At 48.2% G+C, this 18,759-nt stretch carries 17 protein-coding genes; all 17 read left to right on the top strand.

What is annotated here, in order from left to right; translation table 11 throughout:
- Positions 1-20 precede the first annotated feature (20 nt).
- The 17 genes from H2R00_RS12545 to H2R00_RS12465 all read left to right on the top strand — a co-directional run bounded on the left by H2R00_RS12545 (position 21) and on the right by H2R00_RS12465 (position 18,709).
- Positions 21-2,072 carry a BglG family transcription antiterminator gene (locus H2R00_RS12545; RefSeq protein ID WP_182069276.1) on the top strand — a complete coding sequence of 684 codons (2,052 nt, stop codon included), beginning with the start codon at positions 21-23 and terminating at the stop codon, positions 2,070-2,072.
- 16 nt (positions 2,073-2,088) lie between these two features.
- A complete protein-coding gene (locus H2R00_RS12540; RefSeq protein WP_154995666.1) occupies positions 2,089-2,370 on the top strand; it encodes a PTS sugar transporter subunit IIB in 282 nt (93 codons plus the stop codon).
- Positions 2,371-2,393: 23 nt separating this feature from the next.
- A complete protein-coding gene (locus H2R00_RS12535; RefSeq protein WP_154995668.1) occupies positions 2,394-3,767 on the top strand; it encodes a PTS ascorbate transporter subunit IIC in 1,374 nt (457 codons plus the stop codon).
- 14 nt (positions 3,768-3,781) lie between these two features.
- Positions 3,782-4,624 carry a transketolase gene (locus H2R00_RS12530; protein WP_182071075.1) on the top strand — a complete coding sequence of 281 codons (843 nt, stop codon included), beginning with the start codon at positions 3,782-3,784 and terminating at the stop codon, positions 4,622-4,624.
- On the top strand, positions 4,621-5,574 hold the full coding sequence (locus tag H2R00_RS12525; protein WP_182069274.1) for a transketolase family protein: 954 nt from the start codon (positions 4,621-4,623) through the stop codon (positions 5,572-5,574). Before H2R00_RS12530 ends, H2R00_RS12525 begins: the two co-directional genes overlap by 4 nt.
- 73 nt (positions 5,575-5,647) lie before the next feature.
- On the top strand, positions 5,648-6,403 hold the full coding sequence (locus H2R00_RS12520; protein ID WP_154995672.1) for a Cof-type HAD-IIB family hydrolase: 756 nt from the start codon (positions 5,648-5,650) through the stop codon (positions 6,401-6,403).
- A 287-nt stretch (positions 6,404-6,690) separates the two neighbouring features.
- The gene (gene pxpA, locus H2R00_RS12515; RefSeq protein WP_154995674.1) at positions 6,691-7,452 is read left to right on the top strand and encodes a 5-oxoprolinase subunit PpxA; all 762 of its coding nucleotides are present in this window, start codon (positions 6,691-6,693) and stop codon (positions 7,450-7,452) included.
- Positions 7,453-7,476: 24 nt separating this feature from the next.
- The gene (locus H2R00_RS12510) at positions 7,477-8,688 is read left to right on the top strand and encodes an NRAMP family divalent metal transporter (RefSeq protein ID WP_182069272.1); all 1,212 of its coding nucleotides are present in this window, start codon (positions 7,477-7,479) and stop codon (positions 8,686-8,688) included.
- A gap of 23 nt (positions 8,689-8,711) precedes the next feature.
- Positions 8,712-9,485, top strand: a complete 774-nt coding sequence (locus H2R00_RS12505) for a putative hydro-lyase (protein WP_182071074.1) — start codon at positions 8,712-8,714, stop codon at positions 9,483-9,485.
- Positions 9,486-9,586: 101 nt separating this feature from the next.
- Positions 9,587-10,297 (top strand): 5-oxoprolinase subunit PxpB, encoded by a 711-nt coding sequence (gene pxpB, locus H2R00_RS12500; RefSeq protein ID WP_182071073.1) that lies wholly within the window; start codon positions 9,587-9,589, stop codon positions 10,295-10,297.
- A complete protein-coding gene (locus tag H2R00_RS12495; protein WP_154995680.1) occupies positions 10,294-11,307 on the top strand; it encodes a 5-oxoprolinase subunit C family protein in 1,014 nt (337 codons plus the stop codon). Before pxpB ends, H2R00_RS12495 begins: the two co-directional genes overlap by 4 nt.
- A 31-nt stretch (positions 11,308-11,338) precedes the next feature.
- Positions 11,339-12,088 carry an IclR family transcriptional regulator gene (locus H2R00_RS12490; RefSeq protein ID WP_154995683.1) on the top strand — a complete coding sequence of 250 codons (750 nt, stop codon included), beginning with the start codon at positions 11,339-11,341 and terminating at the stop codon, positions 12,086-12,088.
- A gap of 88 nt (positions 12,089-12,176) precedes the next feature.
- Complete coding sequence (locus tag H2R00_RS12485; RefSeq protein ID WP_182069270.1) at positions 12,177-12,815, top strand: GDSL-type esterase/lipase family protein; 639 nt, start codon at positions 12,177-12,179, stop codon at positions 12,813-12,815.
- 269 nt (positions 12,816-13,084) lie between these two features.
- On the top strand, positions 13,085-14,509 hold the full coding sequence (locus H2R00_RS12480) for a PTS mannitol transporter subunit IIBC (protein ID WP_154995687.1): 1,425 nt from the start codon (positions 13,085-13,087) through the stop codon (positions 14,507-14,509).
- A gap of 66 nt (positions 14,510-14,575) precedes the next feature.
- The gene (locus H2R00_RS12475) at positions 14,576-15,016 is read left to right on the top strand and encodes a PTS mannitol transporter subunit IIA (protein ID WP_154995689.1); all 441 of its coding nucleotides are present in this window, start codon (positions 14,576-14,578) and stop codon (positions 15,014-15,016) included.
- Positions 15,013-16,152 (top strand): mannitol-1-phosphate 5-dehydrogenase, encoded by a 1,140-nt coding sequence (locus tag H2R00_RS12470; RefSeq protein WP_182069268.1) that lies wholly within the window; start codon positions 15,013-15,015, stop codon positions 16,150-16,152. Before H2R00_RS12475 ends, H2R00_RS12470 begins: the two co-directional genes overlap by 4 nt.
- A gap of 478 nt (positions 16,153-16,630) precedes the next feature.
- On the top strand, positions 16,631-18,709 hold the full coding sequence (locus H2R00_RS12465) for a BglG family transcription antiterminator (RefSeq protein ID WP_182069266.1): 2,079 nt from the start codon (positions 16,631-16,633) through the stop codon (positions 18,707-18,709).
- Positions 18,710-18,759: the final 50 nt, after the last annotated feature.

Genomic DNA, 18,759 nt, shown 5'->3' with positions numbered 1-18,759 from the left:
CAATAAGGGGGGGCGCAAAAATGATCAACGAGAAACGTCCGGCTCAATTGCTCCAATATTTGCTGCGTGTCAGAGAAGCGACAATGCATCAGCTGCTTGATCATTTTCAATTATCGAAACGGCAAATCTGCTATGACCTTGAGAAAATCAATTATTGGCTGAACGAAAAGCAGCTGCCTGAAATCGAGTATAAAAGAAAGAACAGGCTGGCCGTTCCGGAAAAATTGCTTGAATTGCGGTTCTCCGAAGCCTGTTCAGACATCGGCCGCTCATTTATTTTCACGCAGGAAGAGCGGATCAAAGCCTTGTACATGTTTCTGTTTGTCCGCAGAGAGCCGATTTCATCCGCTCATCTGACACAGTTATTGCAGGTCAGCAAAAATACGGTCATGAATGATGTGAAAAAAGCGAATGAGGCGCTGGCTCCGTTTTTGGTGACAATCAAATATACAAGACAGCGCGGCTATCATTTAATAGGAAGCGAGTTTGATAAAAGAGTTCCGGTCATGCACCACCTTTCATCTTTCCTGCAAAAGCCTTACGGCAAAGAAATCCTTCATTATATTTTAAAAATTTCCGGCTCGCACGATCACACACAACAAGAAATCAAAAGAGCGGTTGAACTTGTCTCAAAAGAATACGGGCTTCAACTCGTTGAAGAAAGGCTTAATGAATTTATCCACTTTCTGATGATGTATTCGATCAGAGTGGCCGAAGGAAAAATTGTCCGTTTTCACCAGGAGGAGGGGGAGCTTTTAAAGCAAAGTCCGCTGAAAAACGCAGCCGTAAGGCTTGTGAATGAACTTCGGATTCCCGTCCATGAAACCGAACTTTGCTACATTTTGATTCAGCTGCTCGGGCTTTCATTCGGACAACAGCCGGCGCATGATCCGCTTTATCAGCTATGTGAAAAGCTTGTGTTTGAATTTGAATCAAGAGCATGCATCACATTTCCAAGGAGGCGCGAGGTGGCGGAATCTCTTTATCGGCACTTGAAGCCGGCATATTTCAGAATGAAATACCGCATCCCGATTCACAATCCCCTGCTCAGCAAAATTAAGAAAGAGCACAAAGAACTGTTTACCATCGTTCAAAAGCTGATGCGGCACCTTGAAGCGCTGCTGAACAAACCGGTTCCAGAGGAAGAAATCGGCTTTATCACGATACATTTTGGTGCATTGCTTGAGGAGCCGGTGCAGTCCGGGTCATCCAAAAAGACGGCTGTCGTCGTCTGCCCGAGCGGTGTCAGCTCATCCTTGATGGTCAGGCGCCAGCTCGAATCGCTATTTTCAGAGATTGTCGTTGAGAAGGCGATGCCTTTGCAGGAATTCACACCTGACGTCTTTGAGCATTATGATGCTGTGTTTTCCACTGTTGAGCTTAAAACCAAAAAACGATACTACATGGTCAGGCCGCTGATGACGCCCGCTGAAAAAAGCAGGCTTGTCAATGAAGTGTATCAGGAAATGTTCGGTGTGAAGCAAAGGGAGCTTTTGACAGACGAATTTCTTCACATTCTCAAGAAGCACGCCAGTATCATAGACGAAAAAGGACTAAGAGAATCATTGAAAAATATTATATTTGTTCAAAAAGTGACGGAAACAAGGGGGAAACGACCAGTGCTGAAAGATCTGCTGACAGACGAAACCATTCAAATGGCTGACCAAATCAATAGCTGGGAAGAAGCGATTCAAACAGCGGCAAAGCCTTTGCTTGATAAGGAGGTGATCTTGAAGGAATACACAGATGCGATGATCGACAATGTCAAAACGATGGGACCTTATATGATCATCGGCCCCGAGATTGCCGTCCCTCATGCAAGACCTGAAAAGGGCGTCCGAAAGGTGGGAATGAGTCTCCTGAAACTGAAGGAGCCGGTCTATTTTTTGGATGATGAACAGTATCCGGTAAGGCTATTGTTTTGCATTGCGGCGGTTGACCATACGACACATTTGAAAGCACTTTCCCAACTGACCCGGCTTCTCAGCAATAAGGAAAATCAGGACTCCTTAAAGGAAACCGAGTCGTTGGAGCATATCAAACGTTTAATCGAAGCCTATTCATCCAATTAAAAACAGGAGGGATAACATGAAGATATTGGCCGTTTGCGGATCAGGACTCGGAAGCAGTTTTATGCTTGAAATGAATATTAAGGACATTTTGCAGGAAATGGGATTGGTGGAGATCGAGGTGGATCATTCGGATTTGAGCTCAGCGTCTCCTGATCAAGCGGATTTGTTTGTCGTTGCCAAAGATATCGCGGAAGGAGCATCCCACCTGCGGGATATCGTCGTACTTGAAAGCATTATAGACATGGATGAACTGAAAACAAAACTGGTTAAAACATTGCAGAAAAAAGGAGTGCTTTAATCACAGAAAAGGAGGAACTGCAAATGGGTGAAAGAGCACTAAAGTTGATGATGGATGTGTTGAGCCAGCCAGCTGTATTAATTGCAGCCATTTCTCTTATCGGTCTTCTGCTTCAAAAAAAGCCGGCCAATGAAATTGTGAAAGGGACGACGAAATCGTTTTTAGGTTTTATCGTGATTTCAGCCGGGGCTGGTATTCTTGTTGGTTCGCTTGAGCCGTTCGGAAAGATGTTTCAGGCAGCCTTTCATGTGAACGGCGTCGTTCCGAACAATGAAGCGATTGTCGCGATGGCGCTCAACGAATACGGAACGGCGACAGCGCTGATTATGTTTTTCGGGATGCTGTCCAACATCTTAATTGCCCGTTTTACCAGATTAAAATACATTTTTTTGACGGGCCATCACACATTGTATATGGCTTGTTTAATCGCCGTCATACTGGCGGTGGCGGGGTTGAAGGGCCCGTTTTTGATCGGCGTCGGAGCGGTTTCACTCGGCTTGACAATGAGTGTGTTTCCGGCGATGGTTCAGCCTTTTATGAAAAAGATAACCGGCAATGATAAGGTCGCGTTCGGCCATTTTTCTTCAATCGGTTACGCTGTGTCCGGGTTAATCGGCAAAGCAGCAGGCAAGGGCTCGCGCTCAACTGAAAAAATCCGGTTCCCGAAGGGCCTCGGATTTTTAAGGGATAGTTCTGTCAGCATTGCACTCACCATGACCATCTTGTACGTTTTGATTGCCTTATTTGCAGGAGCGGGCTATGTGGAGCGCGAGTTGAGCGGCGGTACGCATTACCTTGTCTTCTCCGTTATTCAAGCGGTCACATTTGCGGCAGGGGTGTTTATTATTCTTTCAGGAGTCAGACTTGTGCTCGCAGAGATCGTTCCGGCATTTAAAGGCATATCTGACAAGCTTGTGCCGGATTCCAAGCCTGCACTGGATTGTCCGATCATTTTTCCGTACGCGCCAAACGCCGTATTAATTGGCTTTTTTTGCAGCTTCATTGGCGGCATCACCGGCATGTTGATTCTCGGAGCAGCCGGAGCCGTCATCGTTCTTCCCGGAGTGGTTCCGCACTTTTTCACAGGAGCCTCGGCCGGCGTCTTCGGGAACGCTGCAGGGGGGATACGGGGAGCGGTCTTGGGGTCTTTTGTCAACGGTCTGATCATTACGTTTTTCCCTGTGTTTCTGCTGCCGGTCATGGGTGATTTAGGTTTTGCCAATACGACATTTTCCGATACAGATTTTGCTGCGACAGGAATCGTGCTTGGGCATGCGTTGAAACTGCTGGGGTCTGGAGGAGTTGTAATTGGAATCGCAGCGGTCTTGGCTGGCGCGGTCTTGCTGGGCTTTAAACGCGGAAAGGCGGAGAAGTCCGATCATAAAGCTGAAGCATAAAGGAGTGGGCAATGATGTCAGTGAGAGAAATCGATATGGAGCGTTTTCGTGATCAAATCAGGCTGCTGACACTGAAACAGCTTCATCACCTCGGTTTTGGGCATTATGGAGGCAGCTTGTCAATCGCCGATGTGTTGGCCGTTTTATATGGAAAGGTGATGAAAATAGATCCCGCCAATCCGTCGTGGGAAGATCGGGACTTCTTTATCCTTTCAAAAGGGCACGGCGGCCCCGCCTTGTATGCAGCGCTTCATCTTACCGGCTATTTTGAAGAAGATGTGCTCTATACGCTAAACCAAAACGGCACGGCTCTTCCGTCGCATCCTGACCGGAATTTAACACCGGGAGTCGATATGACGACCGGGTCGCTTGGCCAGGGGATCTCGGCTGCAGCAGGAGTCGCGCTGTCGCATAAGCTTTCAGGACGCACAAACCGCACCTTTGTCATTGTCGGCGACGGGGAGCTGAATGAAGGTCAATGCTGGGAAGCGATTCAATTCGCGGCACACCATAAGCTCCACAATCTTTATGTGTTTGTGGATGATAATAAACAACAGCTGGACGGTCCGACTAAAGATATTATTGATCCGCTGGATTTTGTCAGCAAATTTTCAGCCTTCGGGTTTTATTCCGAAAGGGTAAACGGACATGAACCGGATGCCATTTATCAAGCGGTCAAAAGAGGAGAAGCCCAGCGGGAAAGGCCGGTTGCCGTCATCCTTGATACGGTGAAGGGAAAGGGCATCCCTTATTTTGAAAATATGGAGAACAGCCACCACATTAGAGCGAATGATGAGCAAAACCGCATGATCGAAAAGATCATTTTGACGCTTGAAGAAAAGGAAGTGAGGGCATGAATGAGGCGGCAGCAAATGTAAAGCTGGATGCTGTCGAAATGAGGCAGGCATACAGCTCAGCCGTATATGAACTGGCTCAAGAAAACGCGGACATCGTGGCCTTGGAAGCGGATTTGATGAGCTCGATCTCCATGGACAAAATCAAACGGCGCATCCCCGAGCAAGTGATCAATTGCGGTGTCATGGAAGCCAATATGATAGGGCTTGCGGCCGGGCTTTCGTTAACCGGAAGAATCCCGTTTGTTCACACGTTCGCTCAGTTTGCGACAAGACGCTGCTTTGATCAGCTGTTTGTTTCAGGTGCATATGCCAAAACAAACATCAAGATTCTCGGTTCAGATTCGGGTATTACGGCTGAACATAACGGCGGTACCCATATGGCTTTTGAAGATTTGGGACTCGCCCGGCTAATCCCAAATGCCTTTGTTTATGAAGCAAGCGATGCGACAATGCTCAAATTTTTGATCAAAAGGGCTGCGGGAGAGTATGGCATTCACTATATTAGGACGATCAGAAAAAAAGCCGTCAGACTTTATGATGAACACGAAACATTTGCAGACGGAAAAGCAAAAGTTCTCAAAGACGGCAGCGATGCGGCGTTGTTTGCCAGCGGTATCATGGTCGCGGAAGCTTTGCAGGCGGCGGAACAGCTAAAAGAAAAAGGGATCGATGCAGCGGTCATCGATATGTATTGCATCAAGCCGATCGATCAAGAAACCGTGATTCATTACGCACAAAAAACGAATGCGATTGTCACGGCAGAAAACCATAATGTCATAGGCGGATTGGGAAGCGCAGTCGCGGAAGTGCTGAGTGAACATTATCCCGCTCCGCTCAAGAGAATCGGGGTTCATGAAGCCTTCGGACAGGTCGGGACGATCGATTATTTGAAAAAATATTACCGTTTGACCGCAGAACATATCGCACGGGCGGCGGAACAGCTCGTTTAAGATTTCTTTGTCCTGGCCGATTTTTATATTAGAATAGATAAAAGCCTAAAAAAAGTGAGGTATCTTAAATATCGTGTCAGTCAGTCAAAGAGATCGAATCGATGTGAAGCTAGTAGCTCTGGATATGGATGGAACACTATTAAATGATGAACAGACCATTTCTGATGAAAACAGAAATGCGATTAAAGAAGCAGAGGAAAAAGGGATTTATGTCGTGCTCAGCACCGGGCGGACGCTGATGACGTGCCGGGAGTTGGCGGAGTCGCTCGAACTGTCTTCTTTTTTGATCACGGCAAACGGCAGTGAAATCTGGGATTCGTCTTTCAACCTCGTTGAACGCCAGCTGCTTCATCCCGATCATGTCCAAATGATGTGGGATTTGCGCAATCTGCACAACACCGATTTCTGGGCCGCCAGCGTCGATAAAGTGTGGAGAGGCGAGTTTCCTGAGGATATTCAGGCGTATGAATGGTTGAAATTCGGCTTTGATATTCCGGATGACGACGTCAGAAGCCGGGTCCTGGAAGAGCTGAAAAAGAACAAAGAATTGGAAGTCACCAATTCAAGCCCGACCAATATTGAAGTCAATGCCATCGGGATCAATAAAGCGGCCGCTTTGGCAAAAGTATGCGAGCGCCTCGGTTTTACGATGGAACATGTGATGGCGGTCGGAGACAGTTTAAATGATATCGCCATGATCAAAGAAGCGGGTTTAGGCGTTGCAATGGGAAACGCCCAGGAAATCGTCAAAGAAACCGCGGACTGGATTACGGATTCCAATATCGAACACGGAGTCGCAAAAGCGATCAGGCATTGGGTTTTGTCCTAGCCGAAAAAAGAGCCGATTTGCGGCTCTTTTTTTGTACAAAATAAAAAATATTCATGGACTGAAGCAAGCTGAAAAAACCTTGTGAAACCAGGTTTTTCAGTTAAAAGTTTTTAGGAAAAATGATTTATTTTATGTGAGGTTTTCTAACAATATGATGCCAAGCGGGCAAATCCTTGATATAATCAATTCAAGTTTGATTATTCGGAATTAAGGTTCCGAAAAACGGAACAAAACGAGGGATATACTAAAATTTGACCGAATGTGCATCAATATATAGGGGGGATTTGATGAATCAAGTTGATTTAAACTGCGATCTTGGAGAAAGCTTCGGCGCTTATAAAATCGGGCTGGATGAGGAGATTCTCGAATTTGTTACATCAGCCAACATCGCTTGCGGATTTCACGCCGGAGACCCTGGCGTCATGCGCAAAACCGTCAAAATGGCGGCGGAAAAAGGCGTGAAAATCGGCGCGCATCCGGGACTTCCCGATTTAGCGGGATTCGGGCGCCGCAATATGGCGATTACGCCTGAAGAAGCATACGATCTTGTCGTGTATCAAATCGGTGCGCTTTCAGGATTTCTAAAGGCCGAAGGCGTGACCATGCAGCATGTGAAACCCCATGGCGCACTGTATAATATGGCAGCGCAAAGCCGGGAACTGTCGGATGCGATAGCGCGTGCAGTTTATCAAACAGACCCGGAACTGATTTTATTCGGTTTGGCGGGAAGCGAACTTGTGCTTGCCGGTGAAAGAGCCGGTTTGAAAACGGCTCACGAAGTGTTCGCCGACCGTACATATCAGGAAGACGGAACGCTGACTTCCCGCCGGCAGAATGATGCGCTGATTCATGATGATGATGAAGCCGTCGGTCAGGTGATCCGCATGGTGAAAGAAGGTAAAGTCCGCAGCCTGCAAGGAACGGATGTCAGCCTTAAAGCAGATACGGTGTGCATTCACGGAGATGGTGCACACGCGCTTCAGTTTGCGAAAAAAATCCGCCGTGAACTCGCAGCAGCAGATATTAAAATACAAGCCTTTTCCACATGATGTTGACAAAAGGAGGAATACCATTTGAAACAAAATAAAAAAACAAAAGCGTCATCAAGCAACTGGACGTTGCTTTTGGGCGCCGCTTTTTTAATGGCCACATCCTCAATCGGGCCGGGATTTTTAACGCAAACCACAGTATTTACACAGAGCTTGGCTGCAAGCTTCGGCTTTGTCATCCTCGTTTCCATCATTTTAGATATTTTCGTCCAAACCAATGTGTGGAGAATCATTGCGGTTTCTGAAAAAAGAGGGCAGGAAATCGCCAACCTCGTCTTTCCGGGACTCGGCTATGTCATCGCCTTTCTCGTCGTTCTGGGCGGGCTTGCTTTCAACATCGGCAATATCGGAGGTGCCGGTCTCGGCCTGCAGGTTTTATTCGGCATTACACCGCAGACAGGTGCCATTATCAGTGCCGTGATCGCGGTTTTGATCTTTGTCATTAAAGAAGCGGGAAAAGCGATGGACCGGTTTACGCTGATCGCGGGCTTTGTCATGATTTTGTTGGTGGTGTACGTTGCGATTACTACCGGGCCTCCGGTTGGAGAAGCGGTAACAAAGACGATCATGCCTGATAAGATCGACATTCTTGCGATTGTGACGCTTGTCGGCGGTACGGTCGGCGGATACATTACATTTGCCGGCGGACACCGTTTGCTTGATGCGGGTGTTAAAGGGAAGGATGCGATTCCCGAAGTAACGAAAAGCTCTGTTTCCGGCATTTTGATTACATCTGTCATGAGGATTGCGCTTTTCCTTGCCGTACTTGGAGTCGTCTCAAAAGGCCTGCAGATTAATCCGGATAACCCGCCGGCTTCTGTCTTCCAGCTTGCTGCGGGAAATATTGGCTACAAAATCTTCGGCCTCGTCATGTGGGGAGCTGCCGTTACATCTGTAATCGGCGCTGCTTATACGTCCGTATCGTTCTTTAAAACATTTTCTCCGAAAATCGAAAAGAATTCGCGCGGCATTATTATTGTCTTTATTATCGTATCAACGATTTGCTTTGTAACAATTGGAAAGCCGGTCAACCTTCTCGTTCTTGCCGGCGCATTAAACGGCTTAATCTTGCCGATCGCACTCGGCTCCCTTTTGATCGGCGCGTATAAGAAGAATATCGTCGGCGACTACAGGCATCCGATCTGGCTTACAATTCCGGGTATTCTGGTCGTTATTGTCATGGCTATCATGGGAGGCTATACGTTAATCAATGAAATTCCTAAGTTATGGGGATGATATCGTTGCGTCATGTAAATGAAATGCGTCCTGACGAAGTCAGGGCCCTGATTCGAAAAGGGGAAATAACGGGTCCGACAGCCGGCATGGCCGGGGGTTTTACCCAGGCAAACCTGGTGATTTTGAAAAAAGAGCTCGCTTTTGAGTTTTTGCTGTTTTGCCAGCGCAATCAAAAGCCGTGTCCGATTCTCGATGTCACAGATCCCGGATCTCCGGTTGCGTCCATCACGGCGCCGGACGCCGATATCCGCACCGATTTTCCAAAATACCGCGTATACAAGCGTGGCGAATTGGCGGATGAAGTGACAGATATCTCTTTTTTATGGGAAGACGACATGGTCGGGTTTTTAATCGGCTGCAGCTTTACGTTTGAACAAGCGTTAATCAATAACGGAATCCCTGTCAGACACATTGAAGAAAAGCGTAATGTTCCGATGTATCAAACGAATATTCCTTGTGTCCCGGCAGGCCGTTTTCAAGGGCCGATGGTCGTCAGCATGAGGCCGGTTCCGCAAGAGCAGGCGGTGCGTGCCGTTCAGGTTACATCAAGGTTTCCCGCCGTTCACGGAGGGCCTGTCCATATCGGCAGTCCTGAAGCCATCGGTATAACAGATATCGCAAAACCCGATTTCGGTGATGCGGTCACGATAAAAAAAGGGGAAGTTCCGGTATTTTGGGCTTGCGGCGTCACCCCTCAGGCCGTCGCAATGCATGTAAAGCCGGAGCTGATGATCACGCATTCGCCCGGCCATATGCTGGTTACCGATGTTCGGGACGAACAATTTGGTGTGTTATAGGATCTCAAGATCAATACAGAGCGGTTTATCTGTATTGATTTTTGATTTAAGGGGATGAAAGGCAAGGTGAAACAGAATTGAAAAATCTATCGAATGTGACAATGTCTCCGCTCGGCGACTCAGCGGTTATCATTCAGCTCGGAGAGGGGATAAGCGAACAGACGCACCGTGTCGTCAGCGCGCTGACAAAGCGGATTGAAAACGAGCCGTTTCCCGGTTTTATTGAGTGTGTGCCGGCTTTCACGAGTGTGACCGTTTTCTATCAGCCATTTGAAGTATACCGCAAGATGGAGAGCTGCAAGGCTGTTGATTCTCCGTATGAAAAGGTAAAAGCCCTCATCGAACATCATCTCCAAGAGCTCACAATGGAAGAAGAAACAAATCAGCGTACGGTGGAAATTCCGGTTTGTTACGGCGGCCGTTTCGGCCCTGATTTGGAGGAAGTGGCCGACATCAACGGACTGACTGCACAGGAAGTCATCGATATTCACACCTCGGGTGAGTACCTCGTTTATATGATCGGCTTTGCGCCGGGATTCCCTTACCTAGGCGGAATGTCTGAAAAGATAGCCGCGCCGCGGCGGTCATCTCCGCGGACTTCGATTCCCGCCGGTTCTGTGGGAATCGCCGGCATGCAAACAGGCGTCTATCCCCTTTCAACGCCGGGCGGCTGGCAGCTGATCGGCAATACACCGCTTGAATTATTCAAGCCTTATGAACAGCCTCCGAGCCTTCTGAGAGCAGGGGATATCGTGAAATTTGTCAGCGTGACAGAAGAGGAGTATCACGCGCTGAAGGAGGGAAAATCTTGAGCATAGAAGTGTTAAAGCCGGGTCTGATGACGACGGTTCAAGACTTGGGCCGCGCAGGTTTTCAAAAATACGGGGTGCTTGTCAGCGGGGCCATGGATGCCGATTCTTTGCGGATTGCCAATCTGCTCGCGGGGAACAGCCAGAACGAAGCTGCACTTGAAGTGACGCTGATGGGACCGGGGCCGTCTCTCCGCTTTCAAAAACCGGCTCTTATAGCGGTGACGGGCGCTGACTTTTCACTGATGGTAAATGACGAAGAAGTCCCGCTTTGGCGTCCGGTTTTCATCAAAGAAGGCAGCGTGTTGACATTCGGCATGTGCAAGCGCGGAAGCCGTGTATACATGGCGGTGGCCGGGGGGATTGATGTGCCGCCTATTATGGAAAGCAAAAGCACATATGTCAGAGCAGGGCTCGGCGGCTTTCAAGGAAGGGCGCTTCAAAAGGGAGACGTGTTATCGCTAGGCAGCCCGACGCCATTGTCGGAAGCGATGCACAAAAAGCTCGCAGACCATGGCAATAGCCGGGGCTTTGCGGCTCCGAAGTGGGCTGTCGACCGCAAATATTTTCTCCCATTAAAAAAGAACCCGGTCATTCGTGTCATCAAAGGCGATCAGTTCGCTTGCTTCACCTCATCATCGCAAGAGCGCTTTTTCGCGGATACATTCCGGGTGACGGCCAAATCCGACCGGATGGGGTACCGTCTTCAAGGAGAAGCGCTCGAACTCACTCAGCCTCTGGAAATGATCTCTGAAGCGGTATCGTTTGGAACGATTCAGGTGCCGCCCGACGGCAATCCGATCGTTCTTCTCGCAGACAGGCAGACAGCTGGCGGATATCCGAGAATCGCCCATATCGTATCCGCCGATTTTTCGCAGGTCACGCAGATGATGCCGGGCGAGCAGGTGCAGTTTCAGCTTGTCAGCCTTGAGGAAGCAGAGCGCATTTACATCGAACGGGAGACAAAAATCAGCGAACTTTCTGCCCGATTGAAGCTTGAATACATGTTATGATAGGTGTGATGTGTATCAGGAGGGGGAAGGCATGGAACATAAAAACAAAACAGTTGTCAAAGCCATGACCCTGCTCAATCTGTTCCTGACGAGAGAAAGGCTCTCACTGGGCGACATGATTGAGCTGACAGGCATGCCGAAAACATCTGTCTACCGCATGGTTTGTTCTCTCGAAGAAATGGGTTTTCTCGACCGTGACGAGAACGGGATGTATGCTTTAGGACTGCTGTTTTTACAATACGGCCACCTTGTTTCAGAAAGGCTTGATATTCGAAAAATCGCTCTGCCTATCATGGAAGAACTCCGCGATGACGTGGATGAAGCCGTCCATTTAATCGTAAGGCAGGGAAATGAAGCAATGTATATAGAAAAAATTGAGGGCACGCAGACCGTTCGTCTCTATACAGCGATCGGGAGGCGGTCCCCTTTATATGCCGGAGCCTGTGCGAGAAGCATTCTGACGTTTTTGCCAGAAGAGGAGCGGGATGCCTATATCAAGAAAACAGAGCTGGTGCCGATCGCTTCCGGCACGATTCGGGATAAGACCGAGCTGATCCGCACTTTGGACGAGTCGTACCGGAGCGGCTGCACGGTCAGTCATTCGGAGCTCGAAGACTACACCTCCGCGATTGCCGCGCCGATTTTCAATCATAAGCGCGAAGTCGTGGCCGGGATCAGCATCGCCGGGTTTGAAGCCCGCTTTCAGAAAGACCGCCTTCCTTACTTGACCGAAAGAGTGAAAAAGGCGGCGCTTGATATCTCGAGAAAATTAGGTTTTTAGGAAAAAAGAAAAGTATCCTTTCAACCCTTTGCCGAGTACATATATGGTAGCTGCCGCGAAAAAACGGCATACCGGAGGGGGAAAGGAAATGATGCTTCAATATACGGCTCTCGGCGATTCTCTAACCGTCGGGGTCGGTGCAGGTTTGTTTGAGCCGGGATTTGTCCAGCGCTATAAAAGGAAAATGGAAGTGGATTTGAACGAAGAAGTTTCTTTGCTTGTATTTGCAAAATCGGGTCTTGAGACGTCGGAAATTCTAGCGATGCTGAACGAGCCGTTTATCATGGAACAGGTCAAAAAAGCGGACGTCATCACGATAACGGGCTGTGGCAATGACCTTCTGCAATCGCTGGAGATATATGAAAAAGAAAAGGATGAACAAGTCTTTTTGGAAGCTTCCTCCCACTGTCAGAAAAACTACTCAGGCATGCTTGAGAAAATCAGAGACATAAAGGGAGAGAAAGATACGCGTTACCTCGTCCGTCTTCTCAATTTATACAACCCTTTTCCATCAATTGAATTAGCGGACAAATGGATTTCCGGCTTTAACAGGCATTTAAAGCAGCTCGAGTCCGCTCCGCAAATCAAGGTGATCGATACTTATGCTGTCTTTAAAGGACGCGAAAAAGAATATTTGTCAATTGACCGTGTGCATCCAAACAGCAGAGGGTATGAAGCGATGGCGGAAAAGCTGAGAGCGGCAGGCTACGGGCCGCTGAAAAGCTGAATATGATGAAGAAAGACCATTCCAATCAGGAATGGTCTTTTTTTGTGCTAATCGTCAGCGAGCCTTTATTTTCCTCGAGTCGGCCGCAGCAACCGGAACCAGACTGAAAAATGAAACTATTAAATTTTGTCACACGGCTCCTGCCAAAGTACCGTTTTCTTTCAATTGAGCAGTCATCTGTAAGCGTTTTAATATAGAGATAAGGAGCCGACATTATTCGACATCATTTTTTTATCACGCTTGAAAGGACAACAAAGGAGGGTTATGAAATGGAAGAAAGACAAAATTCAGATTTCAAAGTAAAGATTCAACGTTTCGGAAGCTATTTGAGCGGAATGATCATGCCGAATATCGGCGCATTTATCGCATGGGGGATCATTACCGCCCTGTTTATTCCGACGGGATGGAAGCCGAATGAAGCGCTTGCTTCATTGGTTGATCCGATGATCAAATTTTTGCTGCCGCTCTTGATCGGATACACGGGCGGTAAGATGGTGTACGACCACCGCGGAGGCGTCGTTGGTGCGACTGCAGCGATCGGCGTTATCGTCGGCGCGGACATTCCGATGTTCCTCGGCGCAATGATCATGGGGCCGCTGGGCGGTTACCTGATGAAACTGACGGACAGGCTTTTCAAAGATAAGGTCCGATCCGGATTTGAAATGCTAATCAACAACTTTACAGCCGGAATTCTCGGCTTCATTCTGGCAGTGCTCGGCTTTCTAGCAATCGGTCCGGTGGTGCTCGGCTTGAACAAAACATTGGCCGCCGGCGTGGAAGTGATCGTCAATGCGAATTTGCTTCCATTGGCAAGTATTTTTGTAGAGCCTGCGAAAGTTCTTTTCCTTAACAACGCGATTAACCACGGGATTTTGAGCCCGATTGGTATTGAGCAGGCCGCCCAGACAGGAAAGTCAATTTTATTCCTATTGGAGGCGAACCCAGGCCCGGGTCTCGGGATTCTTTTAGCTTATATGATTTTCGGAAAAGGTACATCAAAGCAGACCGCTCCGGGCGCTGCAGTGATCCATTTCCTTGGCGGGATTCACGAAATTTATTTCCCTTACATTCTGATGAAACCGCTGTTAATCCTGGCTGCAATAGCGGGCGGAGCGAGCGGTGTACTGACGTTCTCCATCTTTAATGCGGGGCTTGCGGCTGTTCCTTCACCTGGAAGTATTATTGCGGTGCTGGCGATGACGCCGAAAGGCAACCATATCGGCGTGATCCTTGGTGTTCTCGTTGCAGCAGCCGTTTCATTCATCGTAGCTTCTTTGATTTTGAAAACGTCTAAAGCCGGCGAAGAAGATTTAACGGCCGCAGCGGAAAAAATGCAGCAAATGAAAGGGAAGAAGAGCCAGGCCGTTTCTGCATTGACTTCGGCTGATCAAGCGGAAGAATCGGCGGCTCAGTACGAAAATGTCGGCAAGATCATTTTCGCGTGTGATGCCGGAATGGGCTCCAGTGCGATGGGGGCATCCATTTTGAAAAACAAAGTCAAAAAAGCAGAACTCGATATCGACGTATCCAATACATCGATCAATAATCTGCCGGAAGATGCCGACATCGTCATCACCCATAAAGACTTAACGGAACGCGCAAAAGCGAAGCTTCCAAACGCCAGACACATATCGGTGGAAAATTTCCTTAACAGTCCAAAATACGACGAACTGATCAATCAGCTTAAAAAATAAAGTTTGAGAACCCGTGAGCCTGTCAATCAGGCTCACACAACATGTATGAAAGAGAGTGATTTCCCAATGAAACCAGTACTTGCAAAAGAAAACATTCATCTCAATCAATCTGCCGCAACGCAGGAAGAAGCGATCAGGCTGGCCGGAAAGGCGCTGGTTGACGCCGGCTATGTGACCGCGGATTATATCGAGAAAATGTTGGAGAGGGAAGGCCTCACTTCCACTTACATGGGGAACGCAATCGCCATTCCGCATGGTACGGAAGACAGCAAGCAGGATGTTCTTCATTCCGGAATATCCGTTATCCAGCTTCCGGAAGGTGTCGAATACGGCGATGGCAATATGGCTAAAGTGATCTTTGGCATTGCCGGGAAAAATGATGAGCATTTGGAGATTTTGTCAAAGATTGCGATCGTCTGCTCAGAAGCGGACAATGTCGAACGGATCATCAATGCGAAAAATGAAGACGAGTTAATGGCGGTTTTTGAAGAAGGTGACCAGATATGATTGCACTGCATTTCGGTGCGGGGAACATCGGCCGCGGATTTATCGGAGCCTTGCTCTGCAAATCGGGATATGATGTCGTGTTCGCCGATGTAAACGATGCCGTGATCAATGAACTGAACGACAAGGGCCGCTATACCGTCGAATTGGCCGACGCCGGAAGAAAGCAGGAAACGATTGGCCCGGTGCGGGCGATTAACAGTGCCACTCAGCTTGACGAATTGTATGATTTGATAGCGAAAGCCGACCTTGTCACGACAGCGGTGGGTCCTACGGTGCTTAAATTGATCGCAGAGCCGATTGCAGAAGGTTTGAAGCGCCGGATGAAAATAAACACAAAGCCTTTAAATATCATAGCTTGCGAGAATATGATCGGAGGCAGCGCTCATCTTCGCGAGGAAATTTTTTCCCGCTTAACTGAAACAGAGCGCTCCGCAATCAGCGATTCAGTCGGCTTTCCGAACTCGGCAGTCGACAGAATCGTGCCGATCCAGCATCATGATGATCCGTTGAAAGTAACGGTTGAGCCTTTTTTCGAATGGGCAGTCGATCAAACGGAATTCGCCGGAAAAGTGCCGGATATTAAAGGTGTGACATACGTACCGGATCTCGCGCCATTCATTGAAAGAAAGCTGTTTACGGTCAATACCGGACATGCCATGGCGGCTTATGCCGGCTATAAGAAAGGTTTGAAGACGATAAAAGACGCCATTCATCACCCGGAGGTCCGCCAAACGGTCGCAGGCGCGCTTGAAGAAACAGGCCGGTACCTTGTTGAAACATACGATTTTACACAGGAAGAACACCGTGCATATATGACAAAAATTATCGGCCGCTTTGAAAATGAATGCCTGTCAGACGATGTCACCCGTGTAGCCAGGTCGCCGCTTCGCAAGCTTGGCAGAGATGACCGTCTTGTCGGCCCGGCCCGGAAGCTTTGCGACCTAGGCTTTGACCCTGTCCGCCTTGCAGAAGGTATTGCCTTGGCGCTGCAGTTTGATTGTGCAGATGATCCGGAAGCCGTTCAGCTTCAGAGCATGATCTCTGAAAAAGGCTATGAAGGCGTGCTTCGGGACGTGTGCGGACTCGAAGAGGATCATTCTTTATTCAAACTGGTGATCAGCCATTTGAAAGCATAGCTTTAGATAGAATCGGGAGAAGTTCGGCAGCCGAGCGGGGGCTGCCGCAAACAGAATGTATGAACAGGGCGGCGCAGATGCAACCTAACCTAGAAACATCAGTTGTGAGCTGATGTTTCCAGCGTGTCGAGAAACCCTCGCATTCGTTGTCAGGCCTGCGCGTCGGTGCTCACGAATTCCAACATTCGCTCCGCTCCGATGCTCGGCCTTCCTAGACTGCAAGGGTTTTCAATCACGCTGAAAGGATGACAAAATCCCAAAACTAAAAGTCGTTTTGGGATTTTGTCAACAATCTAGAAACATCAGCTGTGAGCTGATGTTTCTTCACTTCTTGAAAAGTATTTGCACAGATTTTAATAAAAAATGAATTAGTTTGAATTGAAGATTTCTTAACAGCGTTTTATGATAGGGATACCGTTTCAACCGCCGGACCCCCTTTCATCCCCCGCAAAAACGACAACACCGGAGGCGGCGTTTTATGTATATGACAGCAAGGGAACAAAAATTGATGAAATATCTTTTGCATCAAAACCGTTATCTCAAGGTCAATGAAATTGCCGACTATATTGAAGTCAGCACAAGAACGGTCCACCGCGAGCTTAAAGCGGTTAAAGCCGTTCTGGATAAGTACAGTCTTCAGCTTGATAAGCAGCCGGGAAAAGGCTTGAAACTGGTTGGAGCCTACGGAGACAAACAGCGGCTTCTTGAAGATCTTTCCCGGGACAGCCATGTCGAATACAGTGCCGATGAACGAAAGCTGTTAATTTTATGTGCGATGCTTGAAGCGGGAGAGCCGATCAAGCTTTATACAATCGCCAATGACTTGCAGGTGACAACGGCTACGATCAGCAATGATCTTGACGAGCTGGAGAAGTGGATCGCTCCGTTCGGGCTTTCGCTGATCAGAAAAAGAGGCTATGGCATAGAACTGAGGGGGCCGGAGGACGCCAAGCGAAAAATCGTTGGAAACTTGATGGCCGACAAGCTCGATGTTCAGCAGTTTTTGGAAACAATCGAAATGAATATTAAAGGTAAGAACGAAGCGCCGGAGAAAATATTCGGTGTCGTTAGCAGGGGGAAATTGCTGAAAGCGGAAAAAGTGCTGTTTCAAATGAAAGAAAAGTATGGACTTTCCCTTTCTGACAGTGCATACATCGCTCTCGTCGTCCACTTGACGTTTGCGATTGAGCGGATACAGCTCGGTGAAATGATCAATATGAATGAAGAAGAATTGTCTGACCTGAAGCGTACGAAAGAGTTTGAACTGGCGCTTGCGCTTGCAAAGGCACTTGAAGATGCGTTTCACGTGAAGATCCCCGAAGCTGAGGCGGGGTATATTACGATGCATTTAAGAAGCGCCAACAAAAGCTTCAAAATCGAATATAGAGCGGAAGATATCGAGCTGGATACTGCGCTCAGAACGAAAAAGCTGATCGATTTCATCTCGCAAAAAACGGGCATGAATTTAACCGGCAATCATTCGCTTTATGAAGGCTTAATCGCCCACCTTGAACCGGCGATCATCCGGATCAAAGAAAAGATGTCGGTGCATAATCCGTTAACAGAACAGGTCAAAAAAGATTATTTCCTCTTATATATGGCCATAGAGGAAGGCGTCGAAATATTTTTTCCGGAAATCCGGTTTCCAGATGAAGAAATTGCTTTTATCGTCCTTCACTTTGGATCGGCGCTTGAAATGAGCAAACAAAAAGTAGACATTAGCGCTCTCGTGATTTGTTCGAGCGGAATCGGATCATCAAAGATGCTGGCCTCGCGGCTGAAAAAAGAGCTTCCTGAAATCGCTTCCTTTGAGATATCCTCGCTGATGGAGCTGAAGACGAAAAATACTGATGCCTACGACATCATCGTTTCAACCGTACCGATCCCGTATGAGAACATTGACTGCGTCACAGTCAGTCCGCTCCTTGATACGGAAGATGTGAAACAGATCAAACACCAGCTCACCCGAAAAATCCCGCTCATCCTTCGGAAAAAGCGGATGGCTCCCAAAAAACCGGAGCCGTTTCCAAATATGCTTCAGATTGCACGGAAAATCGGCTATTACGCGGCCGGCATTCAACATATACTGAGCCATTTTACGGTTGAAACGCTGGAAGCTGAATCAAGCCTGGAACATACGGTCAACCGCATTTGCAGTACCCTTAAAGATCAAGGCCTGGTTACGGATGCAGAGCAGATGGCCGACGGGCTGATGAAAAGAGAAGCGCAGGGGGGCCTCGGAATTCCCGGAACGACCTTCGCACTGTTCCATTTAAAAAGCGAAGCGGCCGCGATTCCCCTCTTTAAAGCTTATGATCTGTCCAAACCGTTCGAGATCAAAGGGATGGACGGAAGCGCCATGAAGATGACACGGATGCTCATCATGCTGGCGCCGGCCGATCTGTCTCCGGAAGGTTCCGAAATTCTGAGCTTCATCAGCTCTTCGATGATTGAAAGTGATGAGAGTATAAAAGCGTACCAGACAGGAGACCGCGAGCAGCTGTACGGCAGGCTGAACGTGTTGTTTCACCGGTTTATACAGGATAAAGAGTGGTGAAAAGCCCCGGGTTAACCCGGGGCTTTCTTCATTTTTATCGCACACGGTCA

Origin of the sequence: Bacillus haynesii (genome assembly GCF_014042035.1) — a bacterium.
Taxonomy (GTDB): domain Bacteria; phylum Bacillota; class Bacilli; order Bacillales; family Bacillaceae; genus Bacillus; species Bacillus haynesii.
The sequence above is the reverse complement of the archived record's forward strand: the minus strand, read 5'-3'. Positions and strand labels throughout refer to the sequence as shown.